The sequence below is a fragment of the Myxococcales bacterium genome, from assembly GCA_016720545.1.
Taxonomy (GTDB): Bacteria; Myxococcota_A; Polyangia; order Polyangiales; family Polyangiaceae; genus JAAFHV01.
Genome location: JADKKK010000015.1, coordinates 59916 through 85287, shown reverse-complemented (window position 1 = coordinate 85287; position 25372 = coordinate 59916). Strand labels below are relative to the sequence as shown.

Below are 25372 nucleotides of genomic sequence, written 5' to 3'. Positions count from 1 at the left end.
CGCTACTTGGTCGAGGGGTTCGAGGGCGGCGGCGAGTTGACGCGCTTGGGCAGCGCCGGCTTCGAGGGCGGCGGCGAGTTGACGTGGTCGGGCAGCGGCGCCCGCTCGGGCGGGCCGGGACGCACTGGCGGCGCCGGCTTGTCGGGCGGCGGCGAGTTGACGTAGAGGGGCAGCGCGGGGGCAGGCCCGGCGTCGGCGGTCTCCGCCACGACCGCGGAGGGGAGCGGCGTGGCCGTCGGCGCGGCCGTGCCCGTAGCCGGCGTCGGGGGCGCGTTGATGTGAAGCTCGCCGTCGGGCGGCGCGGGCTCTTTGGCCGGCGCGGGCGCGCAGGCCGAGGCCGAGACCCCGAGGCCCACGAGGGCGAGGCCCTGGGTCAGTCGAGACAATCGCGCGAGTCGGTGCGGTAGCACGGGGCGAGCTTAGCGCTTCGCCGGCGCCCTGTCGCGCGGCTCACGACTTCGCCTTCGCGTTCGCGTTCGCGCGCGGCGCCCGGTCCGAGGGCTCGGCGCGCAGCGCCTTCAGCTCCGCGAGCAGGTGCTCGATGAGCAGCGCGACCCGCTTCGACAGGAGGCGCGAGGACGGATACACGAGGTGCCCGTCGGCCCCGCGCGCTCGGTAGCGCGGGAGCACCTGCACGAGCCGCCCGCTCTCCACGTACGGCGCCACGAGAAACCACGGCAAGAGGGCGAGCCCCGCGCCGTCGAGCGCGGCTCGGTGTACGAACGAGAGATCGTCGCCGGTGAGCATCGCGCGGAGCTCGACGGCCTCGGTCTGGCCGCGCCGATCGCACGACTCGAGCTCGACGCGCAGCGTCCCGCGCGGCGCACGGAAGAGCACCACATCGTGCGCGGCGAGGTCCGCGAGCGTCGCCGGCACGCCCCGGCGCGCCACGTACGCCGGGCTCGCGACGAAGTACGACGCCGCCGTCGCGATCTTGCGAGCCACGAGCGACGAGTCCTCGAGAGCCCCGAACCGGAGCGCCAGGTCGATCCCCTCGGCGACGAGGTCCACGCGCCGCGAGGCCAGCACCGCGTCGATCGAGATCTCGGGGTACTTCCTCCTGAAGCTCTGGAGCACGCTCGGCAGGTAGGTCGCGCCCAGATCCGCCGGCGCGGTGATGCGCACGCGGCCCCTCGCCGCGTCGCCACGATCGCGCACGGCCTCGTTCGCGTCGTTCAGGACCCCAACGGCCCGACGCGCCTGCGCCGCGTACTCGGCGCCCGCGTCGGTGAGGTGCAGCTTTCGCGTCGTGCGGTGGAGGAGCCGCACGCCGAGCGCGTCCTCGAGGTCAGCGACCCGGCGGCTCGCGGCCGACTTCGCGATGCCGAGGCGGGTGGCCGCCTTCGTGAAGCTGAGGGTCTCGGCGACGGCGAGGAACGTGGTGACGCCCTCGAAGCTCACGGGTGTGTCCACGAGAACAATGCTGCCACATTGCGCGCGATGGCGCGCCAATAGAGGCCTCTGGCGCGACGCTTGGCTCGGGGTAAGCTCAAGCGATGGGAAGCATGGGGAGCGGCAAGGTTTGGTCGAGAGCGCTGTTGTTCGTCGTCGGCGCGTGTGCGTGGGTCGCCGGCTGCAGCAGCACCACGAACGGAGGCGGTGGCGGCGGGAGCCCTTCCCCGAGCACGAGCAGCACGAGCGGCGCGGCGGCCTGCTCGCTCGCCAACATCACGTCGGCGACCACCGCGGGCTGCTTCGACTGCATGCGCGAGCGCTGCTGCGCCGAGATGCAAGCCTGCGACAAGGATCCCGACTGCCTCTTCTGCATCGACAACCCGATCGACACGTCCGCGCGCTGCGTCGATCCCGCGACCTTCTCGGTGTACCCCAACCGGAAGAACCTGGGCACCTGCCAGACCGACAAGTGCGTGCCTCCGTGCGGCGTGTCGGGCAACACGCGGTGCGATCCGAGTGACTGTCCTCCGTCGTGCGCGAATTACAGCCGCGGCTGCCGCCCGTAAGAGCGGCGGGACTCCGCGGCGAGCCGCCACGCGCGCAGGTCACGTTCGTTAATTGAGCCGTTCGCCGGAGTCCTCGCGCCCAGCGCGCAGCCCACGAGCCCGCACGCGCGCGCGTCGACGAGCGGCTCCCGGTCGCCGGGCCGAGTAGGCGCGGAGCGCGCTCCGCTCGTGGGCCCTTCGGGGCCCTGGGAATCCCGCCTCGGCGCGCGGCGTACTCGGGCATACTCGCCCATGGTGTCCTCGCCTCCGCGCTCGCCGCGCTCGCCGCGCTCGCCACGCTCGCCGCGCTCGCCGCTGCGCGAAGGCGCCACGCGCGCCCTCGGTCTCGCCGGGGCGCTGTCGCTGCTGCTCGGGGCGCTCGCGCTACCTCGCGCGACCCGCGTGCCGGAGCCCATCGTGGCCGAGCCGCGCGAGGCGACGATCGCGCCCGAGTCTCCCCGCACCGCGCCTGCCGACGGCGAGAGAGGCCCGGACGTGGCCGGCGGCGCCGCGCCCGAGGGGCGGGCCGTGCGCTACGTGGACACCCACGACCACTACGCCCACGCGACGACCGTCGTCGACCCTGCAAAGTACACGTATTTTCGTCGGCGAGGCGCGAGCCCCGAGGTCGCGCTCACATTCGACTGCGGCTGGGTGCCGGAGGCGAGCGGCCTCGCGGTGCTCGACGCGCTGCGGGAGCTCGGCGTGAAGTCCACGTTCTTCATCGCGGGGCCGTTCGTCTTCAAGACCACCCCGGCGCGCGCCGATACGCCGCCGAACGACGCGACGCTGCGCATGATCGGCCGCATCCTGGACGACGGCCACGAGGTGGCCAACCACACGCACACCCACCCTCACGGCAACACGCGCACCCCGTGGACCCGCGAGCTCGACGAGCTCGCGCGCGGGTGGCGCGCGGCGGTGCGCGCGATCTACGGCGACGCGCCGCCGCCCAACGCCGGGCTGAGACCCTACTGGCGCGCCCCGTACGGGGAGTACGACGACCGCGCCCTCACCGAGGCAGCGGCCGCCGGATATCCGTTCCACTTCGGGTGGAACGTGGAGGCCCTCGACGCGCTGGGCATCCCCGACTGCCGCGCCGTGAAGGCGGGGGCCGCGTGCCTCTCCGCGGAGCGTCAGACCCGCCACGTGCTGGCCTTCGCGCGGCGAAACCCCCGCCTCGACGCCACCGTGGTCCTGGCGCATTTGGGCGGGCCGTACGGCTGGGGGAACGATCCCCGGGGCCTCCGCGCGCTGGTCACGGCGCTCCGCGCCGAGGGGCGCACGTTCGCGAAGCTCTCGGAGGTGATCGCGGTCACGCCATGAGCGGGGCCGTCGCGCGCTCGCGCGCTCGCGCGACTGCGCTCATTTCCCGGGCCGCCGAGGCGCTTCCCACGGTACCCTCGCGGGTGATGAGCCTCCGCCCGGTCTACCTCGCCGCCGCCCTCCGCACCCCCATCGGTCGCCACCGAGGCGGCCTCGCGAGCGTGCGCCCCGACGACCTCGCCGCGCACCTGCTCCGCGCCGTGGGCGAGCGCCACGCGGGCCTCTGGGCGCGCGTGGAGCACGTGGTGCTCGGGGCCACGAACCAGGCCGGCGAGGACAACCGCAACGTCGCGCGCATGGCGGCGCTCCTGGCCGGTCTCCCGTACGAGGTGCCAGCCGTCACCGTGAACCGCCTCTGCGGCTCGGGGCTCGAGGCGGTGTGCGACGCCGCGCGACGCGTCGCCACCGGGGACGCCGACGTGGTGCTCGCCGGCGGCGTCGAGAGCATGACGCGGGCCCCGTTCGTGTTCGGCAAGCCCGACGAGCCGTTCCCACGCACGCCCCCCAAGGTGTTCGACTCGAGCCTCGGCTGGCGCTTCGAGAACCCGCGGCTCGCCGCGCGCTTCCCGCTGCAGAGCATGGGCGAGACCGCCGAGAACGTGGCCGACAAGTGGGGAATCACCCGGCTCGAGCAAGACACCTTCGCCCTGGAGTCGCAGCAGAAAGCAGCGCGCGCGTGGGCCGAGGGCGCGTTCGACGCCGAGGTGGTCCCCGTCCCCGTGCCCGGCACAAAGAAGGGCGAGACGGCGCTTTTCTCGCGCGACGAGTCGGTCCGCGGCGACGTGACGCCGGAGGGCCTCGCGAAGCTCGCCCCCGTGTTCCGCAAGGGCGGCAGCGTCACGGCGGGGAACAGCTCGCCGCTGAACGACGGGGCGAGCCTCGTCGCGGTCGTGAGCGAAGAGGTCCTCGCCGCCGAGGGGCTCACTCCGCTCGCGCGGGTCGTGTCGCAGGCGGCCACGGGCGTCGAGCCGAACCTCATGGGCGAGGGACCCATCAGCGCCGGCAAGAAGGCGCTCTCGCGCGCGGGCTGGGGTGTAGGCGACCTCGACCTCGTGGAGCTCAACGAGGCCTTCGCGGCGCAGTCGATCGCGTGCGTCCGCGGCCTCGAGCTCGCGAGCGACCGCGTGAACCCCACAGGCGGCGCGATCGCCCTCGGGCACCCCATCGGATCGAGCGGCTGCCGCGTGCTCGTGACCCTCGCCCACGGCCTCGCGCGGCTCGGCAAGCGCCGCGGCATGGCGGCGCTGTGCGTCGGAGTGGGGCAAGGCATCGCGATGACGCTGGAGAGGCCCCAGTAGCGCATGGCCGACCGCAGGCGACCCGCGCCCTCCCACCCCGCGTGGGATCTCCCGTGCGCGGAGGCGCCGTTCGCGTTCGTCGATCTCGAGATGACCGGCCTCGACGTGGAGCGCGATCGCGTGGTCGAGATCTGCGTGGAGCGCGTCGTGGGGGGCGCATGTGTCGGGCGCCTCGAGTCGCTCGTGTGGCCGGGCGAAGAGCGCGCGGGCGGCGCGAGCGAGGTGCACGGGCTCACCTGCGACGCGCTCCGCGGAGCGCCCACGTTCGCCGAGCTCGCCCCGCGGGTGAACGAGCTGCTCGCGGGCGCGGTGCCCGTCGCCCACGCGGCCTCGTGGGATCAGCGCTTCCTGCACGCGGAGCTCGCGCGCCTCGAGCTCGACCTAAACCTCGAGCACTGGATCGACACCCTGTGGCTCTCGCGGCGCTCTTTTTTGTTCCCCACCCACTCGCTCGCGGCGCTCCGCGGCCAGTTCGGCCTCGACGCCGACGGCTCGCACCGCGCCAGCGGCGACGTCGCCGCGCTCCGCGAGGTCTTCCGCCGCTGCGTCGAGGTCCTTCGCCCCGTATCCCCGCGAGACTTATGGGAAAGTCTCACCCCCTCCGAGCACGCGCGGGCGGCCGTGATGGAGGGCCTCGTGGCCGCCCAGGCGTCGGGCCTGCCCGTGAAAATCGCCGTGCGCCCCTCCGGCAAAGCCGCGCGCGAGGTGGTGGTCGTCGTCACCGAGATCCTCTCCGACGTGGATCCGCCCCGAGCGATCGGCTATCTGCTCCCCGGGCGGGGCCGGAGGGAGCTCCGGGCCGATCGCATCCTGCGCATCGAGCCTCTCCCCGCGAGCCCACCCGATCTGGACAGCCGATGACTCTGCCGAAGCCCTTCGCCCCGCTCGCCCCGCTCGCGCCGCTCGCCCCGCTCGCCGCCGCCTCGCTCGCGTCCCTCGCGCTGGGGCTCGTCGCCTGCGGTGGGCCCGAGGCCACCACGCCCGGGCGCTCGCCCCTCGCCGACAAGTGGCAAACGCGCGCCAAGGCGAGCTTTCGCGCGGGCGACTTCGACGACGCCACGCAGGCCACCGAGAGCGGCGTGCAGGTGGCGCCGCAGGACCCGGAGATCCGCGTGCTCGCCGCGCGCGTCGCGCTCGCCCGGCTCGACTTCGGGAAGGCCATCAAGCTCACCGAGGGCCTCACCTCGACCGAGGCCCACGCCGTGCGCGGGCGCGCCTTCTGGTACTCGGGCGATCTCGAGCAGACCGCCGAGGAGCTCGAGACCATGCTCCGCGATCCGCAGGTGAAGGACCCGTGGGCGCGCGACGTCGCGAAGCTCTCGCGGCGCGGCCAGGGCCGGCACCCGTTCGCGCTCGAGGGCGCGCTCCTCGCGGCGGTCGCCATGCCTCCGGCGGGCCCCGCGCTCATCGTGCCGTGCGAAATCGAGGGCGAGCCGGTGCTCGGCTTGGTGTCCACGGCCGTGGGTGAGCTCGTGGTCGACTCGTCGAGCCGCAAGGAGCCCGCCTGGGTGAACCTCCGCTTCGGCGAGCACGGCGACGTCGAGGTGAAGGACGTGCCCGCCTTCACGCAGGACCTGAGCGGCATCTCCCACCAGCTCGGCGTGCCCATCAAGGCGATGCTCGGCGTGAACCTGCTCCGCCACCTGCACGTCACGTTCGACCGGCGCGGCTCGCAGTTCGTGGTGCGCCGCTCGGACCCCACGCCGCCGCCCGACGGCAGCCGCGTGCCGCTCTACTACGTCCGCGGCGGCGGCATGGTCGTCCGCGCGACGCTCGCCACGAAAGACGAGGGCTTCTTCCCCATGCTCGTCGACTCGGCCGCGATGTTCCCGCTCGCCGTCGACGACGCCCTCTTCCGAAAGGCCGGCGTCGATCCCACGAAGCTCACCGCCGAACCGAGCGCGCCGAACGTGCGCACGGGCACCCTCCCGAACCTGCGCATCGGCTCGTTCGACATGCCGCAAGTACCCGCCATGCAAGCGAAAGAGCTCCCCGAGCTGCGCACCCAGCTCGACATGGACATCGCCGGCGTGCTTGGCTCGAGCCTGCTCGCCGTGTTCCGCGTCACGCTGGGCGACGGGGGGCGGTTCATGTGGATCGAGCCCGATCCCGCGATGACCGAGGCCGCCCGGCCACGGCCCGAGCGGCGCGCGCCCGACCCTGGCCCGCCGCCGGCGCCCATGACACCCGATCCGCCCAAGGCCGGAAAGAACCCCGAGAAGGCCGCGAAGCCCGCCAAGCCCGCGCCAGGAGCCAAGAAGCCATGAGCCGCCTCGCCGTCTACGCTGGCAGCTTCGACCCGGTCACCAACGGGCACCGCGATCTCATCGAGCGGGCCTCCGCCCTGTTCGACCGGGTGATCGTCGCCATCGGCATCCACGCCACGCGCAAGCCCCTGTTCACCGCCGACGAGCGCCTCGGGCTCCTGCGCGAGGTGTCGGCCGACCTGCCCAACGTGACGGTCGAGTCGTTCGACGGCCTGCTCATCGAGTTCTGCCGCAAGAGCGGCGCGCGCATCATCGTGCGCGGCCTGCGGGCCGCCACCGACTTCGAGTACGAGCTCCAGATCGCCCACGCGAACGCGGATCTGCAGCCGAACATCGACACCATCTTCCTGCCCACGCGCACGAACTACGGCTTCGTGTCCGCGTCGCTCGTGCGCGAGATCGCGAGCCACCACGGCGACGTGGCGCGCTACGCGCCGCCGGTCGTGTGCGCGGCGCTGGCCAAGAAGTTCGCGTAGCGCAGCGCGGTCGGCGGGCCCGGTCGGGCCGCCTCCACCCTCGTGAATTGTATGCAGAGTGCACGTGTAACCGCGCACTCCTCACACATCGCGCGCGGCCGGACCGGCCGCTACTTCGACTCTTTCGGGGGCTCGACCACGATCTCGACGCGGCGGTTCAGCGCGCGCCCTTCGACGCTCGTGTTGTCGGCCACGGGCTTCGACGAGCCCCGGCCCACGGCGCTCACGCGGTCGGCCGCGATGCCGCGGGACTTCAGGTAGGTCGCGACCGACTCGGCGCGCTGCTTCGACAGCTCGTCGTTGCGGGAGGCCTGGCCCTGGTTGTCGGTGTGGCCCTCGACCTGGATGCGGGCGTCGGGGTTGTTGCGCACGAGCGCCTCGGCCACCTGGTTCAGCTGCACCATCGCGGGCGGCAGCAGATCGGCCTTGTCGGTGCGGAAGAGCACGCCGCCCGAGAGCGTGATGACCATGCCGCGGTCGTCCTTCTTCACGGCCGCGATCTTCTGCAGGTCGGCGAGCGCCATGGCCGCGCGCTTCTCGGCCTCGGCGCGGGCCGCGGCCTCGCGCTCGAGGGCCTCTTTCGTCTTGGTGAGGTCGCTCTTGGTCGCGGAGAGATCGTTCTTCGCGTTCGCGAGCTCGGCCTGGGTCTTCTTGAGCGCGTCCATCTGCGCGCGCTGCGCCTCGTCCTCGGCGTCCTTCTTCTCGCGCGCGGCGACGGCCGTGCGCGCCGAGGCCGACGCGAACTCGGACTTTCGCACCGCGATGTAGGAGCGATCGACGGTCTCTTGGCCGTCGCCCTTCTCGAGGAACGCGAGCTCGGCCGAGTCGAGCGCCTGCTTGGCGCCGTGCAGCTCGACGAGGCTCTCCTTCGCCGCCGGGCCCTCGGTGGCGGTCTTGTAGGCGGCGCGCGCGTCGAGCAGCTCCTTCGGGGGCAGCGCGGCGCCGCACCCGGCGACGAACAGGGCCGCCGAGCCGAGGAGACAGAGGACGAGTGACTTCGTGGGTGTGCGCATGGTGGGCTCCGTCACTTCCCGGCCCGCAGGGCCTTGAGCTTGTCGATGGCCTCCTTGGCCGCGGCGCGCATGGTCTGCTCCTTCGCGAGCTGGAGGGCGAGCTCCGCGTCGGCGCTGGCGCGCGAGAGGATCTCGTCGGCGCGGCGGTTCTCACCGGCCGCGATGAGGGCCTTCGACTGGTCGATCTGCTCGTTGGCGTACTTCAGGTAGAGCGCCGCCTTGGGATCTTTCTCGGCCCCCATCTCGCGCGCGCTGCGCGAGGCGGCCTCTGCCGAGGAGAGGCGCTCCGAGGGCGGCGGGAAGCTCCCGGCGCAGGCCACCGACGCCACCGCGACGCCCAACAACGCGAACCGCAAGAACAATTTGGTCATGGTGCTCCTCTGCCCGGGCACGAAGGTACCACCTCGGGGTGACCCGGAGAAGACACGCCGTGTGGGGTGGCGCGGCCCCTGGTCGAGCTCTCCTCGGGCACGTCGCGCTCACCCGAGGATGAGCGCGGCGTCCCCTTCGACGAGCCCGTCGTCGACGAGGTCGATGGCGGAACGAGCGAAGCGCCTCGCGACCGCCGACAGGCGCAGCTCGCCGGCACGCTCGGCGTGCGCGGCCTCGTCGACGAGCAGCGCGAGCTCCGTCGCGCGGCCGAGGGTGAGCGCGAAGCGGCGGGCGCCGGCCTCGAGGGCGCCTCCGCCTCCGTGCCCTCGTTGCAGCGTGTCCGCGAGCCAGGCCTCCGCGTGGGCGAGCGCCTCACGCGCCGCGCGCGCAGGCACCTCGAGGCCCGAGGGCGCCGAGGCGGTGGCGCGCTCGATCTCCGCGCGGAGCGGCGCGAGGGTGGCGCCGCGCCCCAGCACACGCAGGACGTCGAGCGAGAGCACGTTCGTCGTGCCCTCCCAGATGGGGAGCACCTGCGCGTCGCGGAGCAGCTGCGGCAAACCTGTATCTTCCACGTATCCCGCGCCGCCGAAGGCCTCGAGCGCCTCGCTCGCGACGGCGACGGCCTGCTTGCCGGTGGTGAGCTTCACGATGGGCGTGAGCAGACGCAGGAGCGCCCGCTCGGCGTCGGTCGCCACGGACACCTCGTCGCGGCCGAGGAGCTCGACCACTCGAAACGCGAGGCAGAACGCGCCGTGGGTCTCGGCGACCATCCACGCCAGCGTGTCGGCGTGGAGCGGTTTGTCCGCGAGCGGCGCGCCGAACGCGACCCGGCGCCGGGCGTAGTCGCGCGCGAGGCCCACGGCCTTCTGCATGGCCGCGACCGCGCACACCGAGTTCCACGTCCGCGTCACCGCGAGCATGGGCGTGATGTTCTTGATGCCGTCGCGGAGGCCCATCACCGGCGTCGCAAGCGTGCCCTCGAGGAGCAGCTCCGCCGTGGGCACCATGCGGGTGCCGAGCTTGTCTTTCAGGCGGTTGATTTGCAGACCGTTCAGCCGGCCCTCCTCGTCGCGGGTCTCCACGTAGAAGAGCGCGAGGCCGCTGCCGCCGGGCGGCCCGCCCTCGGGGCGCGCGAGAGTGAGCGCCATCTCCGAGGTGGTGGCCGAGGTGAACCACTTCGTGCCGTGGAGGGTGAACGAGCCGCCGTCGCGGGGGCGCGCCAGGGTCTCGCTGATGGCGACGTCGGAGCCGCCGGTGCGCTCGGTCATCCACTGACCGCTCGTCCACGCGCGCGCGGGATCGCGGCTCAGGAGGCGTGGTAGCGCGCGCTCGGCGAGGGCCGCGTTGCCCGACGCGAGGAGCGTCTTGGCGGCGCCGTCGGTCATCGCGAGCGGGCACGAGTACACGTGCCACGACGGCTCGAGCACGTACGCGAGCATGAACTGGTGCACCCGCGAGTGCTCCGCGGTCTTGCGCTCGTACGCCGTGGCCACCACGCCGCGCTCGGCGGCCACGCGCTGGGCTTTTTTCCAGAGCGACGTGAGCTCGATGTGGTCTACACGCTTTCCCCACGCGTCCCACGAGGTGAGGCGCGGCGCTTCGTGGGGGTCCACCTGGGATGCCGCGTAGAGCGCGAGCGCGTCGCCGTGCGCCGCGCGGAGCTCGGGCTCGACCACCGCGAGCGCGTCGCCGGGCATGTGTCGGCGGAGCCAGCGGAGGAGGAGCGCGTCGTCGTCGAGGGCGCGGGGCAGCTCGGGCGGGGTCTGGAAGAACGCCATCCGGCGATCTTTCTACCGATTCGCGCGCGGGGCGAGGAAAACGTGCTTGAAAATGCTGCGCGAGGCTCGGGTCTTGACGCGACGCGCCGGCGCTCAGAACGTGGTCGCGTAGCCGAGCGCCCCGCCGCCTCCCGCGAGCGGCGACACCGTCAGGCGGCTCGCGACCGGGTGCTCGGCAAGCCACGCGTTGTAGTTCGAGCGCTTCACCATGCCGACGATGAGGAGCGGGAGGCCCGCCACCGCGAACGAGGCGCCCAAGATGTAGCCGAAGCGCTCGCACCCCGCGCTCGTCTTGCCGGTGGTGGCCGTGCCGGCTCCCTGGGCGCAGATCGAGGGCGTGCCGATGACCAGCACCGCGCCGACACCCAAGAACACCGCGCCGGTGACGAGGAACCCCGTGCCCTTCGAGGGGCGCTCGCCGGCCGCGGCCGAAGGCGGGCCCGCCCGCGGAGGCTCGGCGCGCGCGGGCGCGCCAGCGGAGAGGAGCGAAGCGCTGAGGACCAGGGCGACAGTGGATCTCACGAGGGGAGTGTACCCAACTTGAGCCACCGCGCAGTCGAGTCCGCACGAGGGTCACCCGAACAACCCGGCTCCCGTCCGGCTCCCTCGAGACTCGCGACGACGCGAGGCTCAGCGGAGCGTCACCGGGGGCGGCTGGCCGCCGTTCTTGCGGCGCGCTTCCTCGCTCGTGCGGATTTGCTCCCAGACCCAGTCGAGCGTCTTGCCGCGGACGAGGTGGTCCGTCCAGCTGTCGAGCCCGCCGGCCTCTCCCTCGCGGCCGAGGTACGCCTTGTAGGCCTTGTTGACGAGGCCGCGTGCTTCGGGGGTCTTCGCGATGGACTCTCGGACCTTCGCGGTGGGGAGGCCCCCGTTCACGTGGCGCGCGAGCCACTCTGGCGCGGGCGCGCGGTGCAAGATGTCCGTGTAGAACGAGGTGATCTCGGCGGTGCGCGCGTCGAGGCATTTGCCGTTCTCGATGCGCTGGCCCTCGGGGCAGCAGAACACCTCGCGGGTCGAGCTCTCTTGCTGGCGGCACGCGCTCGCGCCAGGCGTGGGCCCGCCCGCGCAGTACAGGCCACGGCCACAGACCGGGGCGGAGGCGACACACTTGCCGTTGTCGATGCGCTGGCCGGCTGGACAGCAGTAGACCGTGGCCGCGGCGGCGTTCCGCTGGCGGCAGGCGCTCGCGCCGGCGGTCGGGCCACCCGCGCACACGAGGCCGGTGCCGCAGTCGGGGGGTGGAGCCGCGACCGCGCTCGCGGAGACGCTGACTCCTCCAGCGAACAACCAGGCTCCCGCAAACACCCAGCGAACCGTAGCTGTCGTCATTGTGACCGGCATCGTGCCCTCCTTCTGCTTGGCGCATCAAGCTCGGCCTTGGACGAGCCCACCCCCGGATTGATGCATCGGGAGGCAGACTCTCTGATGCGCGAGGGCCGAGCACGCCCGAGATCCGGTATCCTACACGGCAGTACACTTTCGCCTTGCGCGGCGTCCGCGAGGCGCTACCGTCGAAGCCCATGAAGACCACCAAGAAGGCCCGCAAGCTGTCCGTGACCCTCGTCGTCCGCACCGGCGTCCGCGCCGGTAAGCGCGCCCTCCGCACCGCGTGACGCGCCGGCGTCGCGGCGCCTCGCCCTCGCTGATCACGTTCCCTGGCCTGGTCGTGCATCGCCACGGCCGGGCCGGCGGTGTTACGCTGGCCAACCAGAGCCACGGCACCCTCCTCGAGGCGTCCGACGACGTCCTGGAGATCCTGTCGTTTTTTCGTGAGCCCGCGACCGTCGCCTCGTTCTTCGAGTCGTTCGACGTCGACCCGGCGATCCTCGACGAGCTCCAGCGGCAGGCGGTCCTCGTGGATCCAGCCAAGCTCGGGGTGCTCCGCGGTGGGCTGCTGCAGGGCGCGGGCGCGCCGTTTGGCGCCAAGACCTACCTCCGCGATCTGGACACGGCGCCGCGCGGGCGCGACAGCACGTTCGCGATCGTCGGGGCCCCCTTCGAGCTGGGCGTCACGTGCGAGGGCGGGGCGCGCGGGGGCCCTCGCGAGATACGCACAGCCATGCCGATCGGGACCGATCCCGAGGGGCGCTTTCCGGCCACGCTCCTCGACGTGAACGCGCGACGACGCGTCTCGACCGAGGGCGTCCGGGTGCTCGATCTGGGCGATCTCCAGGCGCTCCCGCAAGAAGGCCTCGACGCCGTGGGGGCGCGCCTCCGACACGTGGTCGACGCGGTCCTCGACGCCGCGATGGTGCCTATCGTGCTCGGGGGCGACCACGCGCTCACGCACTTCGCGCTCGAGTCCGTGATCGCCAAACACGGCCCCATCGGTATTCTGCATTTCGACGCGCACCTCGACCTGAACGGCACGGCCCCGTGGTTGAACCACGCGAACGTGTTCTTCCACGCGCTCGCGCGACCCGAGGTGAAAGCGCTCCGGCAGGTCGGCGTGCGCGCCTACGAAGTGCTCACGGGTTGGGAGCGGGTGATCCCCGATCGTCGGCTCTCGTGGGTGACCGCGCGCGAAGTGGGCAGTGGCCTCTCCCCTGCGCAGGTCCTGCGCGGCCTCCCGCGTAACCTGCCGTATTACCTTACGTTCGACGTGGACGTGCTCGATCCGCAGGTCGCCCCCGAGACCGGGGCGCCCGTGGCGGGGGGGCTGCGCGTGGAGCAGCTGCTCCCCATCGTCGACGCCGCCGCGCGCGCCCTGCGCATCGTGGGCGCCGATTTCATGGAAGTCGCGACCGCCCCCACGAAGCGCAACGCGGCGGCCATGGCCACCGGCCGAATCCTCACCGAGCTCTTGCTCGCGCGGTGCCGGCGCACGACCCTGCGGCCCTCGAAGCTGGGCACTCCGCGTTCACCGGGGTGAGCACGGGCGAGGCCGAGGCGTCGTCACCCGCCGGTGGCCGGGGCCTGTACGTGGATGGCCGGAAGGACCCTGCTGCACTGGGCGCGCTCGAGCCGCTCGTCTCACTGGCCACCACCGGTGTCGTGGGGTTGTTCGTTCTTCCACTCGACGAGGTGCAGCGTCTCCACGAACAGCACGTAGAGGAGCGGAACTACGCCCTTCGTGACCAGCGTCGCGAGCAGAAGCCCCCCGATCTGGACGTAGACGAGCTGTCGCCACATGGGGCCACCTTCGAGAGCGAGGGGCACCAGACCGCCGACCGTCGCGAGCACGGTCACGAGCACGGGGCGCAGGCGTACCAGTCCGGCGTCGATGACGGCCCGGTGAAGCTCCGTGCCGTGCTCTCGGGCCTCTTCGATGAAGTCGAAGAGCACGATGATGTGACTGACGATGACGCCGATCAGGCTCGTCACGCCGAGAAAGGCCATGAAGCCGAAGTTCGTCTTGGTCACGACCAGCCCGAGCACGACCCCCACCATGCCGAACGGAATCGCGGCGAAGACGATGAGCGGCTTGAACACGTTCGCGAACTGCCACACGAGAGTGAGGAAGATCAGCGCCACGCTCACCTTGAGCGCGATGCTCACCGACGCGAACGCCTTCGCCTGCATCTCCTGCTCGCCGCCGAAGGTCATGGAATAGCCAGGGGGGAGCTTGATGCGATCGATGGCTGGCTTGGCGTCGGCGAAGAGCGCGGAGGCGAGCTCGCCGTCTTTGGTGACCGCCCCCACGGTGATCGTTCGCTCGAGATCTTGGCGGACGATTTTTTGTGGCTCGAACTCGGTGCTGAGCCGGGCGACCTGCTCGATCGGAACCGCCATTCCCGTCTGTGTGCTCCACACGTACAGATTGCGCAGGCGCGAGGGATCCCTGCGCTCCGTCGGTCGAAGGCGCATGACGACGTCGATCAGGCGATCTTGCTCCCGCAGCGAGGTGACCTTCGCGCCCGAGAACGCCATCGCGGACGCCGAGGCGATGTCCGCGTTGGAGACCCGAGCGCTCGCAGCTCGTGCCACGTCGATCTTCACCGTCAACTTGAGGTTGTCCGCCCCCCAGTCGTCGCCCGCATCGTACGTGCGCGGGGAGGCCCGCAGGGCGTCTTTCACCTGCTCGGCGAGCCTGCGCAGCTCCGCTACGTCCGGGCCGGCGACGCGAACCTCCACCGGTGTGACGGCGGGTTTTCCCGACGAGACGCGGTAGACCTCCGTCCGCGCCCCCGCGACGCGACCTCGTAGGAATCGCTGGAGTCGGCCAATCATGGCCATCGAGTCGTCGGCGTGCCGCGCCTTGACGATGAGCAGGGCGTAGGCAGGGTTCTTGGGCTCCGGGCTGACGTTGCTCCACCAGCGAGGGCCGCCGTTCCCGACGAACGTGGTCACTTGCTCCACGCGCTCGCCTTCGCTCTCGACGACCGCGGTCTCGGCCTCTTGCGCGGCGGCGGCCGTCGCGCGAACGTCGGACCCCTCGGGCAAGCGCACGTGCACGTAGAATCGCTCGAGGGCCTCCTCGGGGAAGAACTGCGTGCGAATCTGGGATGCGGGTGCCAGCCCGACGACGAGAAAGAGCAGGAAGCCGACGATGCTCTTGCCCTTGTGCTCGAGCACCCACTCGGTCGCCCGATTGTACCCGCGCGCGAACCGCGCGGCCGTCCCGGTGCCTTGGAGCGCCGCCTCATAGCCCTTCTGGCCTCGAAGAAGGTAATACCCGAGAAGGGGCATGAAGGTCATCGACACGATGCGACTCGAGACGAGCGACAGGACGACGACCATCGGGAGCGAGTAAATGAACTCCCCCATGCTTCCGGTGACGAGCAGCAGGGGCGCAAAGGCGACGATGTTGGTGAGCGTCGCGTAGAGGATCGCCTTCGCGAGCTTCGTCGGACCCTCCCAGGCAGCGCGCTCCCGCGTGCTCCCCGCCGCGAGCTCCCTATTGATGGCGTCGCCGGCAATGACCGGATCGTCGACCAAGAGCCCGAGCGAGATGATGAGCGCCGCGATCGACACTTGCTGCAGATCGAGACCGAACAGCGCCATGAGCCCGAACGTGAGCGCGAGCGTGAGCGGAATACTCGCCGCGACCAACAGCGCGCTTCGGCGCTCCATGAAGACCAACGCGATGGCGATGACGATCGCGATGGCCTCTCCGAGCGCGCGAAGGAAGTCCCCGATCTTCTCGCGCACGAGCGCAGGCTGATCACTCGTCTTGCGAAGGACAAGATCGCTGGGCAGCGTGCTCATGACCCCCGCGACCACCGCGTCGAGCTTGATCCCGACCGCCGTCGCTTGGACGCCCGAGCGCACCTGGACGGCGACCGCGACGGATCGTGTTCGGTGCCAGCCGTGGTCGTCGCGCCAGGTGAGCCAGCTCGCGTCCGACGCCGGCGTCTCGTACGTGCGGTGCACGTCTGCCACGTCCCGGAGGTAGACGGGGCGGCCCTCCTTGCTGGTGCCGACGACCGCGTCGAGCAGCTCGTCGAGGCGGGTGACCGAGCCGGACGGATCGACGAGCACGGCCCGATACCCGGTGCCAATCGCGCCGCCTGGCATGCTCGGGTTTCGCGCCCTGAGGGCCAGGGAAATTTGCGCCGGTTGAAGTCCGAAAGCCGCGAGCCGCTCCTGGGCGTAGAGGAGATAGACCACCTCCGGGACGACGCCGTAGCGCTCCACGCGAGCGACCTCGGGGACGCGAGCGAGCTCGTCGCGCATCGCCGCCGTGAAGTCGTCGAGCTGTCGATAGCCGTACTTCTCGTGCGCAGCCAGGGCGAGCTTCGGACGGAGCTCGTCGAGACCTCGCACGTGGATGGCTCCCCAGGCGTCGGGATGGGGCACCTCGCCCCCCAGGGCGTTCGCCCGGAAGTCCGCGAGGAGCTCGCGGAGCGCCTCGTCGTTCGCCTCTGCCGCATCGACGGCGATGAAGCTCGAGCCACGAACGATCTCCGCATCGACGAGCACGCGCCGCTCGACGCCGAGTGCCAAGTAACGATCCACCGCCGAGGCCACCGACGCGCGCGGCAGGCCGTCGGCAGGAAGGAACACCGTCGCCACGCGATCCTTGCCATTGGGTCGGAGGGCCCGGCGTGCGGCGATCGCCTGCCGAATCGCATCGGCGCGAATGTCGAGCTCGATGTCGTCGACGAGCGGGCTGGCCACGCTGAAGACCATCGTGGCGGTGTCGCCGAAGCTCGTGTTCACGAGCGGCGCGGCCGTCCCGACCGGGAGCTTCGCCGCGAGGAGGTCGACGCGCGCGCGGAGGTCGGCCCACGCCACGTCGACGTCCGAACGTCTGGCGGTGTCCTCGAGCGTGACGAACACCGTGGAGATTCCGGTGCGTGTCGTGGAGACGACCTTGTCGACCTTCGGGACCTGTCGCGCCGTCTGCTCGACCGCGCGGGTCACGAGCTGCTCGACATCCTGGGCGTTCGCGCCGGGCCACACGATCGTGATGACCGCGGTCTTGATCACGATCTCGGGGTCTTTTCGTTGTGGCAGGCGCCCATAGGCGACGATGCCCCAGAGGAGAGTCGCGATCAGCGCGACCCACGCGACCTGCCGCTTTTCGACGAACAGCCGAGAGAGGTTCATGGAAGCACCTCGACGCGCTCGCCGTCCTTGAGCAGGGGGGCGCCGTCGGTCACGACGCGGTCTCCCGTCGCGAGGCCTGCGCGGACGACGACATCGTTGCCTACGAGGTCTCCCAGCTCGACCGCCACGTCGCGCCCGACGTCACGTTCGACTCGGAAGACCCCAAGCTTGCCATCGAGCCTTCGGACGATCGAGCGAAGTGGCACGAGCAGCGCGGGGGGCCCGCCGTCGGTGCCGAGGCTCGCGCTCGCGACCATTCCGGCCCGAAGCTCGCCGCCTGCGTTGTCCACGGCGACCTCGACCGCGAACGTGCGAAGTGTGGGATCGGCGACAGGCTGGATCGCCACGACCCGACCGGCGAGCGGGGCTGCGCCACGGGCCTCCGCGTGCACCGGCACCAGATCGTTCGGGTGGACGGCGCCAATTCTCGTGTCGGGCACGCCGAAGACGAGCTTCATCTCCCTCGTGTCGATGACAGTGAAGGCAATCGTCGATGGCCCGACACTCTCGCCGGCGTCGACCATGCGGCGCGCAATGACGCCTTCGATCGGGCTGAGCAGTCGAGCGTCGGAGGCGGCGCGGCGCGCGATGGCGACCTGCTCGCCTCGAGAGCCTTTTTGTGCGCGCAAGGCGGCCGTGCGACCTCTCGCCGCCTTTGCGAGGGTCTCGGCGCGCTCGAGCTCGGCTCCGGGCACCGCGCCGCTCGCCGCGAGCCCTCGCGCGCGCACAAGGTCAGCCTCGGCCTGCGCGAGCGAGGCCTCCGACGAGGCCAGATCGGCGGAGGCCGTGCTCATCGCGAGCGACGAGGACGCCGCCTGGTGCTGGAGATCCGAGTCGTCGAGGAGCGCCAACACCTGGCCCTTCGTCACGCGGTCTCCCTCGCGCAAGGGGCGCTCCTTGCCTCCGTCCCTCACGGAACCGAGTGAGCGAACTCGCCCGGGGACGCCGAAGGCCAGATTGAGCCTCGTGCGAGGCTCCAGCGAGCCGGCGTAGGAGCCCCCGGTGGCTGCCGACTCGGTGCGAGCCAGCGCGACGCGAACGGCGCGCGGCCCTGGCGGCGGGCCGGGCTCTCGCTTGGCGCACCCGGTGGTCAGGCCCGCCATCACGACGATGGCGAAGGAGAAGATGAATTTTCGCATGATCGACCCTTCCGAGGTTTTCATCGCGCCGACCGCCGACCGCGTGAGCCGCCGTCCATGCACGCGTAAGCTCGCCAGGTCGCCGCGACCCAGAAGAGCGATCGCAGCGTCATCGCCATGACGGTGCGTGACTCGAAGGCTCCACCGAACGCAATGTGTGCGCCAAGAGCGGCGAACGTCACGGCGCTGACGACCGCGAGCGCGGCACCGAGCCTCGCGCCCCAGAGACGGCCGAGCGCGATTCCGACGCCCGCGACCACGTAGACGAAGCCCGAAACGAAGTTCACCCACAGCACGAAGGGGACGTAGTGCCCCGCCGCGAGGCGTGTGGCCGCGTCACCGAAGAGCACGCCCCCTCCTTCCTTGAGGGTCGCTGCCCCGAAGACCACCGCGGCGATGCCAAGAAAGGTGGCGGAGGTCCATCGCCGAGGTTGCGGTAAAGTATTCATCGTTCAAATGTAAGTAAATGCTTGCTTGCTTGCAAGGGCGAATGCATAACTTGGAGACGACCCGCGAGCTTCTCGTTGGTTCGACTCGATGAATGGGAGCGTAGTCATGCAGTTCTCCAGGCGAAAAGCGGTGATCGTGGGTGCCTCGACGCTGGTCGGCGCGTGGGGGGCCGCCGCGCACGCCCTGGAACCCGGAGGTGACGGATGGTTCCACACCGGCTCTGGCGTTCGGGTGAAGACCGTCGTCTTCGTGGAGATCCGGGCCTACACGATTCACCACTTCATGAAGACCCTGCCCTCTTCGAGGTCGAAGCAGGCAGTCATCGATCTGGATACTCCGAAGCGCCTGAGCTTTCAGATGTTGCGCGACGTCGGCGCGGACAAGATCAAGAAGATGTTCCGGGACGCGTACGCGCTCAACGGCTACGCGGACGCCGCGGCGATTGGCGCTTTCGTGGCCGTGTTCACCGCCGACCTGAAGGAGAAGCAAGTGACCACGATCTCGTACGACTCGGCCAGCCAGGCCACGACGGTGGCCACCCAGGGCGGGGGAACGGCCACGCTCCGCGGGCTCGGCTTCATGCGCGCGACGTGGAGCCTTTGGTTCGGCAAGACCGATCAGCCGCAGCTCGGCGACGCGCTGATCAGCAGGATCTGAGCGAGCTCGATCGATGTCCCAGGTCCACGACACCCCATCGTGCCGTCTCGTCGGAGCGCGCCGGTCGGCCCGGCTGCTGCTCTCCCTCGCGTTCGCGTTCGCGTCGCTCCCTCTCTGTCGCCTCGCACGGGCCCAGGGCTCGCCAACGCCGGTGCTTCCACCGCCCGCCTCCCCCGCACGCGCCGATGCCGCGCCCGTCGCCGAGGTCTCGCCGCTCGCGCTCGAGGGAGGTGCCCCGTCGGGCGCGCTCACTGCGGAGATCGTGGGTCGCCGCGCCGCCGAGACCAGCTACGTCGCGAAGGCCGCGCAGGAGTCCGTTCGCTCCGCCGCGGCGCGGGTCGACCAGGCGTGGGTCGCCTTCCTTCCGCGTCTCTCGACGAGGTTTTCGTACAGTCGTCTGTCGGAGTTCACCCCGCGCACGTTCGGAGAGGGCTCGCTCGTCGGCACCCCGCAGCCCGCGGGGACCCCCAACCCTACGCCGACCCAGGCGGTCGGCCTCGCGTTTCCCATCGTGCCCGACAACTGGACCCTCGAGGCCCAGCTGGTCGTGCCGATATCGGACTACTTCCTGCGCATCAGCCAAGGGTATTCCGCCGCGACGAAGAGCCGAGGCCGCGCGACACGACCTGGTGGCCGCGCGGTCCCGATCGGCGACCGAGGGCAAGCTCGCATACTACGCGTGGCTTCGCGCGCGGGGCGCCGCGGTCGTCGCGAAGCAGAGCCTCGAGGCCGTCAAGACTCACCTTCGGGACGCGAAGACCCAGGTCGCCGCGGGGAACGCCTCGCGGGCGGACGCGCTCCGCGCCGAGACCGCGGTGGCGGGCGCCGAGCTCGCCTTGGAGCGCGCGGCGAACCTCGCCGAGCTGACGCAGAAGCAGGTGGCGATCGCGATGCACGCGAAGGAGGGTGAGGCGCTCGCGCCGGGCGAGAGCGGCGACGCAGAGGTCGCGCCCTTCGTTGGGAGCCTCGCGCAGCTCGTGGCCGAAGCGAAGGCGAGCCGCTACGAGATACGCAGCATCGACGCGAACGCCGAGGCCGCCCGAAAACAGGCGGGAGCACTCGCCGGCGGGGCGTACCCGTCGCTCGCCGGCTTCGGCACGGCCAACTACTCGAACCCAAACCCCCGACGCATTCCTCTGACGAACGAGTGGTTCGGCACGTGGGCGCTCGGCGTGCAGCTCACCTGGACCCCGAACGACGCCTACGGTGCGCTCGCCTCGTCACGCGACCTGGAGGCCCGCGTCTCGGGAATCGAGGCCCAGCGCGGCGCCATCCGCGATGGCATCGAGCTCGAGGTCACGCAGGCCTTTCAATCGGTGCGCGAAGCGGACTTTGCGGGCGACTCCAGCAGGCGTCAGCTCGCAAGCGCGGAGGAGGCGTACCGGACAGCGCGCGAGCTGTTCACGAACGGGCGGGCGACGTCGACCATGCTCACCGACGCCGAGACGGACCTCACGCGGGCACGCCTCGAGCGCCTCAATGCGCGCATCGACGCGCGGGTCGCGCGGGTGCGTCTGGAGCACGCCCTCGGGCGCGATGCGCGTGGCGACGATCGCTGATCGGCGCCGAACCCCTACGACACTCCGCTGGCTCCCACGAGCGGCCCGCCCGAGAACGCGAAGCCACTCGACTTGGCCCCGCTCCGATCGACGTAGGTCGCGGCGGGACCCAAGCGGAAGGGACGACGGAATCATGAAAACACTCAGCGTACTTGGACCGTTGGCGATGGGCCTCGGGGCGCTCGTTTGGATGGGGTGCAGCTCGCCTTCCGGCGGAGCTACCTCCCCGTACGGGACCGCGAGCCCGGACTCGAGCGCGGACGCTGGCGCGACCGGGATCGGGGATGGGGAAGGTGGTGCGACTGGGAGCCCGACCGTCGGCGCGTTGTCCTCTCGCGAGGTCGAGTCCCTCACTTTCACGCGTGAAGAAGAGAAGCTCGCGAGGGACGTGTACGGCGCGCTCTCTGCCAAAGATCCGCTCTTCTCCAACATCGGCAAGAGCGAGCAGACCCACATGGACGCGATCGCCACGCTGCTCACCCGGTATGGCCTGCCGGACCCTGTCGGTACGAACGGTCCAGGGAAATTCTCGAACGCCACGCTGCAGGCGCTCTACGACGCGCTCGTGGCAGAGGGGGCTCGGTCCAACCTGAGCGCGCTCGCCGTGGGCGTCGAGATCGAGGAGCTCGACATCTTCGACATCGAGCTCGCGAAGAAGGACGTCACGCACGCGGACGTCCTCGCGACCTACGACACGCTCACGCGCGGCTCGAGGAACCACCTCCGCTCGTTCTACGGGAAGCTCGTGGCGGCTGGCGGGAGCTACACCCCGAAGCACCTCGACGCCGCGTCGTTCAAGGCCATCGTCGATTCGGCCATGGAGCGCGGGCCTTGACGGGATCGCAGGAGTCTCTCAGGGCGGGGGCAAGGATCCGGTTCCTTTCCCCCGCATTCGTGTGTGGCACGCGACGATCGACGACAGCGCGACGCTCCCGGCGGCCTATCGGACGGACGTGAAAGGCCCTTGACCGTCAGTAAGTAATTGATTACTTTGCTTGGCATGGCTGAAGCTCGTCGCTCCACGGAACTGCGTCAGGTCGAGCTCGCCGACGCGGCGCTCCACATCATCGCGACGCGCGGCATCTCGGAGCTCACCACGCGTAGCCTCGCCGAACAGGTCGGGCTCACGAGCGGCGCCATCTTTCGCCACTTCGCCTCGCTCGAGGCGGTGCTCGACGCCGTCGTCGGTCGGGTCGAGGCGGTGCTCGAGGCGACGTACCCGCCGCCCGAGCTTCTGCCGCGGGAGCGCCTGGAGCGCTTCATCGAAGCGCGCACCGTGGCCGTGGGCAGTCAAGTCGGGATTCTACGTTTGATGTTGTCCGATCAATTCCTGCTCGCCCTCCCGGAGGGCGGATCGGCCCGGCTCGCTGCTTGCCGGCAGAAGACTCGCGAGTTCATCCGCGCCGCCGTCCAAGAAGGGCAAGAGGCCGGCGAGCTCCGGTCGGACCTCGACGCGGGCACTCTCGCCACCGTCGTGATGGGGACCATGCAGATGCTCGCGCTGGCGACCGCGACCGCGAGGCAGCACAGGGACGAGGCCCGGACCGTACGCGAGGGACTGCTGACGCTGCTGCGACCCCCGGCTCCGAAGGCGCCCCGGTCGAAAGGTAACAAGAGGAAGTCCACATGAAGCCGAGCGATTCGCACCCCACCGACACCTCGGTACCGACCGAGCCCAAGCGATGGCCCACGACCACCATCGTGATCCACTGGGCCTCGGCCGCGATGATCCTCGGCCTCGCCGGCGCGGGGCTCGTCATGTCGGACCTCCCGCCGGACTCGAGTCTTCGACTGCTCCTGTCGAGATCGCACACGGTCTCGGGCATGGCGCTCATGGTCCTCACCGTGGCGCGCCTGGTGGTTCGAGCGCGCGGACGGAGCCCCGCGCCGCTGCCGCTCCCCGCGGTCCATCGCCGGGGCGTGGGCGTGGTGCACGGCCTCCTCTACGCGACGACCTTCGGCATTGGGCTGAGCGGCTTCGTCACGGGCCTTCGAACCGCGTGGCCGTCGTACCTTCGCGGGGACATCGCCACGGTCCCCGATCTCGGGCACGTCGCGTCACGGGAGGCCCACGAGGTCCTCGTGTTCGTGCTCCTCGGCCTGCTCGCCCTTCATGTGGGAGGCGTGATGGTGCAGCAGCTGCGAGGGGGCGACGCGCTCCCCAGGATGCTTCCGGCCCGCAAGACCTCCGATCGGGAAGGGGACTGAGCCATGGCGTTCCCTTCCTTCCTGCGTCGTGGCCTGGCGCTGGTGCGGCGCGGCCTCTTTCCGCTGCTCTTGCTCGTCGTCGTCTCGGTGGTCGTTTGGTTCCGCATCTTCTCTCCTGTGCAGGTCGAGGCGACTCGCGTCGAGCGAGGCACCATCATCCAGGAGGCGTTCGGTCGGGGGACCATCGAGAGCCAGCGCGAGGCCGCGGTGGGGTTCGATCTCGTGGGTCGCCTGAGCCAGGTCCTCGTCGAGGAGGGGGCGCGCGTCACGCTCGGGCAAGAGCTCGCCCGCCTCGAGACCGACCAAGCGAAGGCCGATCTCCGGTCCGCGCAGACCGGCGTGGCCGCGGCGCGCTCCTCGCTCTCGCGGCTCGCGGCCGAAGAAGAGCGCGCGCGGTCGCTCCTCTCGACCGCCGATCGGGAAGCTGCGCGCACGCAGACCCTCTTCGCCGGCGGCGCCATCACGAGCCAGCAGCGCGACGACGGCGTGGATCGCCTCCGGCTCGCACGCGCGGACCTCGACCGTGTCCTCGCGCTGCGGTCGGAGGCCACGCGCGGCATCGACGTCGCTGCGGGCGGCGCCGAGCAGCGTCGCATCGCCATGGTGCGCGCCACGCTCCTCGCACCGTTCGACGGTCTCGTCACGCGACGCCTGCGGGAGCCCGGAGACACCGTCTCGATCGGCTCGACCGTCCTTCGAATCGTAGACACGAGCCGGGTGTACGTGAGCGCGGCGGTGGACGAGACCGTGCTACCCTCCCTCGCGCTGGACCAGCGCAGCGGCATCTTCTTCCCCCGCGAGACGTCTCCGGTGCCGGGCCGGGTGACGCGGATCCCGTGGGAGGCCGACCGTCAGACGCACGAGCTCCTCGTCGAGGTCACGCCCGACCGCGCCGATCGACGTGTGGCCATCGGTCAACGCGCGGACGTGCGCATCGAGCTTGGCCGGCGCGAGAACGTGCTCCGTGCCCCGACCCGCATGCTGCATCACGACGAGGCGGGCCCCTTCGTGTACGTCGATAGCGGCGGAAAGATTGCCATCGTTCGCCCGCGATTCGGCCTCACCGGGGAGGACCACGTCGAGGTGCTCGAGGGGCTCGTCGAGGGGGACAGGCTCCTTGGCGCACCCAAGCCGGGCGCGCCGCTCGTGGTCGGGCGCCGGTGGGTGACGGCGGTGAGCCCATGAACCTCGCGATACGAGACGTTCGTCGGCACCTCGCGCGCTTCATCGGCACCGCCGCGGGGCTCGGTCTCCTCCTGACCGTCGTCATCGCGATGCAGGGAATTTATGCTGGGATGGTCGACGACGCCACCATCCTCACGCGCGCGATGCACGCGAATCTGTGGGTCGTCCAGCGCGACACGCGCGGGCCTTTCGCCGAGGGGTCGCGTCTCGACCCCAGCATTGAAGCGCGCGCAGCGGCGGTGCCGGGCGTTCGGAGCGCGCGCCCCTACACCTACCAGCTCATCCAGCGCGAGCATCGAGGCGCCGTGATGCGCATCGCGCTCGTGGGGCTCGGCTGGCCGGACGATTCGGGGCGCTCGCTGTCGCTCGTGCGCGGCCGACGTCTGACGCAGCCCCACGGCGAGATGATCGTCGACGGGTCGCTCGGCCTTGGAGTCGGAGAGACCCTGGAGCTCGCCGGCGAGACGTACCGCGTCGTGGGGCTCACGAAGAACGCGCTCACGTCGGGGGGAGACTCCGTCGCGTTCATGACCGCCGCCGACACCCAGCTCGTCGCGTTCGACCAGCCCTCCGAGGCGACCATCCTCGAGCGTCATCGCATCGTCGAGCGCCTCCGCCGCACCGACCTCGGGCGGAGCCAGCCGGGGCTCGAGGACCTCGCGACCGATCCGCGGTGGAGGCCGCCCGCGCTCTCGTCCCCGCCCGTCGCGGCGCTGCTCCTCGAGACCGATCCGCACCGCGTGGAAGAAGTGCGAGCGACCCTGCGGCGCTGGGGAGACGTGACCGTGTACTCCCAGGACGAAGAAGAAGCGCTGCTCCTCGGCGGCGTGGTCCAGCGTGCTCGCATGCAGATTGGCCTCTTCACCGTGATCCTCACGCTCACCGCCGCGGTGATCGTCATGATGGTCATGTACAACCTCACGATGGAGAAGACGCACGATCTCGCAGTCCTCAAGCTCATGGGGGCGCCCGGCTCCCGCCTCCTCGGGCTGGTGCTCCAGCAGGCCTGGCTGCTCGGCGCGCTCGGCTACATGGTGGCCTTCGTCCTGGGGGAAATTGCCTATCCGAATTTTCCGAGACGAGTGCTCATCACGCCGACCATCAGCCTCGTCGCCCCGATGGCCACGCTCGCGATCGTCACGCTGGCGAGCTTCCTCGGCGTGAACCACGTCATGCGCATCGATCCCGCGCGCGCGCTGGAAGGATAGGGGG

The 25372-nt window shown here is 71.0% G+C and carries 25 protein-coding genes; 14 read left to right on the top strand and 11 right to left on the bottom strand.

All coding sequences use genetic code 11. From position 1 onward, the window contains the following. Positions 1-2: 2 nt before the first annotated feature. From IPQ09_23385 to IPQ09_23375, 3 genes are all read right to left on the bottom strand, one after another. Positions 3-386 (bottom strand): hypothetical protein, encoded by a 384-nt coding sequence (locus IPQ09_23385; protein ID MBL0197117.1) that lies wholly within the window; start codon positions 384-386, stop codon positions 3-5. 64 nt (positions 387-450) lie between these two features. Then, entirely contained in the window at positions 451-1413 is a 963-nt protein-coding gene (locus tag IPQ09_23380; protein ID MBL0197116.1) for a LysR family transcriptional regulator, read from the bottom strand. A 76-nt stretch (positions 1414-1489) separates the two neighbouring features. Continuing rightward, a complete protein-coding gene (locus IPQ09_23375; protein MBL0197115.1) occupies positions 1490-1705 on the bottom strand; it encodes a hypothetical protein in 216 nt (71 codons plus the stop codon). Here IPQ09_23375 and IPQ09_23370 point away from each other — a divergent pair. The 6 genes from IPQ09_23370 to coaD all read left to right on the top strand — a co-directional run bounded on the left by IPQ09_23370 (position 1704) and on the right by coaD (position 7307). Next, positions 1704-1961 carry a hypothetical protein gene (locus IPQ09_23370; protein ID MBL0197114.1) on the top strand — a complete coding sequence of 86 codons (258 nt, stop codon included), beginning with the start codon at positions 1704-1706 and terminating at the stop codon, positions 1959-1961. The genes IPQ09_23375 and IPQ09_23370 overlap by 2 nt on opposite strands. Positions 1962-2192: 231 nt before the next feature. Further along, on the top strand, positions 2193-3266 hold the full coding sequence (locus tag IPQ09_23365; protein ID MBL0197113.1) for a polysaccharide deacetylase family protein: 1074 nt from the start codon (positions 2193-2195) through the stop codon (positions 3264-3266). A gap of 86 nt (positions 3267-3352) precedes the next feature. Continuing rightward, a complete protein-coding gene (locus IPQ09_23360) occupies positions 3353-4564 on the top strand; it encodes a thiolase family protein (protein MBL0197112.1) in 1212 nt (403 codons plus the stop codon). Positions 4565-4567: 3 nt separating this feature from the next. Then, the gene (locus IPQ09_23355) at positions 4568-5425 is read left to right on the top strand and encodes a 3'-5' exonuclease (protein MBL0197111.1); all 858 of its coding nucleotides are present in this window, start codon (positions 4568-4570) and stop codon (positions 5423-5425) included. Next, positions 5422-6831: a hypothetical protein gene (locus IPQ09_23350; GenBank protein MBL0197110.1), complete on the top strand. Its 1410-nt coding sequence runs from the start codon at positions 5422-5424 to the stop codon at positions 6829-6831. The genes IPQ09_23355 and IPQ09_23350 overlap by 4 nt, the downstream gene beginning before the upstream one ends. Continuing rightward, a complete protein-coding gene (gene coaD, locus IPQ09_23345) occupies positions 6828-7307 on the top strand; it encodes a pantetheine-phosphate adenylyltransferase (protein ID MBL0197109.1) in 480 nt (159 codons plus the stop codon). The genes IPQ09_23350 and coaD overlap by 4 nt, the downstream gene beginning before the upstream one ends. A 110-nt stretch (positions 7308-7417) precedes the next feature. Here the strand turns inward: coaD and IPQ09_23340 are convergent, their stop codons facing one another. The 5 genes from IPQ09_23340 to IPQ09_23320 form a co-directional block, all read right to left on the bottom strand. Beyond that, a complete protein-coding gene (locus IPQ09_23340; GenBank protein ID MBL0197108.1) occupies positions 7418-8320 on the bottom strand; it encodes a DUF4398 and OmpA-like domain-containing protein in 903 nt (300 codons plus the stop codon). An 11-nt stretch (positions 8321-8331) separates the two neighbouring features. Then, positions 8332-8664, bottom strand: coding sequence for a DUF4398 domain-containing protein (locus tag IPQ09_23335; protein MBL0197107.1), 333 nt, complete (start codon positions 8662-8664; stop codon positions 8332-8334). A gap of 135 nt (positions 8665-8799) precedes the next feature. After that, complete coding sequence (locus IPQ09_23330) at positions 8800-10470, bottom strand: acyl-CoA dehydrogenase family protein (protein ID MBL0197106.1); 1671 nt, start codon at positions 10468-10470, stop codon at positions 8800-8802. Between the two features lie 93 nt (positions 10471-10563). Continuing rightward, positions 10564-10992 (bottom strand): hypothetical protein, encoded by a 429-nt coding sequence (locus IPQ09_23325; protein MBL0197105.1) that lies wholly within the window; start codon positions 10990-10992, stop codon positions 10564-10566. 108 nt (positions 10993-11100) lie between these two features. Next, positions 11101-11811, bottom strand: a complete 711-nt coding sequence (locus tag IPQ09_23320; GenBank protein ID MBL0197104.1) for a hypothetical protein — start codon at positions 11809-11811, stop codon at positions 11101-11103. Between the two features lie 325 nt (positions 11812-12136). Here IPQ09_23320 and IPQ09_23315 point away from each other — a divergent pair, with 325 nt between their 5' ends. After that, the gene (locus IPQ09_23315) at positions 12137-13342 is read left to right on the top strand and encodes an arginase family protein (protein MBL0197103.1); all 1206 of its coding nucleotides are present in this window, start codon (positions 12137-12139) and stop codon (positions 13340-13342) included. A gap of 101 nt (positions 13343-13443) precedes the next feature. Here the strand turns inward: IPQ09_23315 and IPQ09_23310 are convergent, their stop codons facing one another. From IPQ09_23310 to IPQ09_23300, 3 genes are read right to left on the bottom strand one after another with little or no spacing between them, the layout of a single operon-like run. Next, positions 13444-16962 carry an efflux RND transporter permease subunit gene (locus tag IPQ09_23310; protein MBL0197102.1) on the bottom strand — a complete coding sequence of 1173 codons (3519 nt, stop codon included), beginning with the start codon at positions 16960-16962 and terminating at the stop codon, positions 13444-13446. After that, complete coding sequence (locus IPQ09_23305) at positions 16959-18101, bottom strand: efflux RND transporter periplasmic adaptor subunit (protein ID MBL0197101.1); 1143 nt, start codon at positions 18099-18101, stop codon at positions 16959-16961. Before IPQ09_23305 ends, IPQ09_23310 begins: the two co-directional genes overlap by 4 nt. A gap of 20 nt (positions 18102-18121) precedes the next feature. Continuing rightward, positions 18122-18550, bottom strand: coding sequence for a hypothetical protein (locus IPQ09_23300; GenBank protein MBL0197100.1), 429 nt, complete (start codon positions 18548-18550; stop codon positions 18122-18124). A gap of 232 nt (positions 18551-18782) precedes the next feature. Here IPQ09_23300 and IPQ09_23295 point away from each other — a divergent pair, with 232 nt between their 5' ends. The 7 genes from IPQ09_23295 (at position 18783) to IPQ09_23265 (ending at position 25368) form a co-directional block, all read left to right on the top strand. Beyond that, complete coding sequence (locus tag IPQ09_23295) at positions 18783-19208, top strand: chalcone isomerase family protein (GenBank protein ID MBL0197099.1); 426 nt, start codon at positions 18783-18785, stop codon at positions 19206-19208. 629 nt (positions 19209-19837) lie between these two features. Further along, a complete protein-coding gene (locus IPQ09_23290) occupies positions 19838-20767 on the top strand; it encodes a TolC family protein (protein MBL0197098.1) in 930 nt (309 codons plus the stop codon). A 325-nt stretch (positions 20768-21092) separates the two neighbouring features. Then, a complete protein-coding gene (locus IPQ09_23285; GenBank protein ID MBL0197097.1) occupies positions 21093-21602 on the top strand; it encodes a DUF2202 domain-containing protein in 510 nt (169 codons plus the stop codon). Positions 21603-21767: 165 nt separating this feature from the next. After that, positions 21768-22397, top strand: coding sequence for a TetR/AcrR family transcriptional regulator (locus IPQ09_23280; protein MBL0197096.1), 630 nt, complete (start codon positions 21768-21770; stop codon positions 22395-22397). Then, a complete protein-coding gene (locus IPQ09_23275) occupies positions 22394-22975 on the top strand; it encodes a cytochrome b/b6 domain-containing protein (protein ID MBL0197095.1) in 582 nt (193 codons plus the stop codon). Before IPQ09_23280 ends, IPQ09_23275 begins: the two co-directional genes overlap by 4 nt. A 3-nt stretch (positions 22976-22978) precedes the next feature. Beyond that, positions 22979-24160 (top strand): efflux RND transporter periplasmic adaptor subunit, encoded by a 1182-nt coding sequence (locus tag IPQ09_23270; GenBank protein ID MBL0197094.1) that lies wholly within the window; start codon positions 22979-22981, stop codon positions 24158-24160. Then, positions 24157-25368 (top strand): ABC transporter permease, encoded by a 1212-nt coding sequence (locus tag IPQ09_23265; protein MBL0197093.1) that lies wholly within the window; start codon positions 24157-24159, stop codon positions 25366-25368. Before IPQ09_23270 ends, IPQ09_23265 begins: the two co-directional genes overlap by 4 nt. Positions 25369-25372 lie beyond the last annotated feature (4 nt).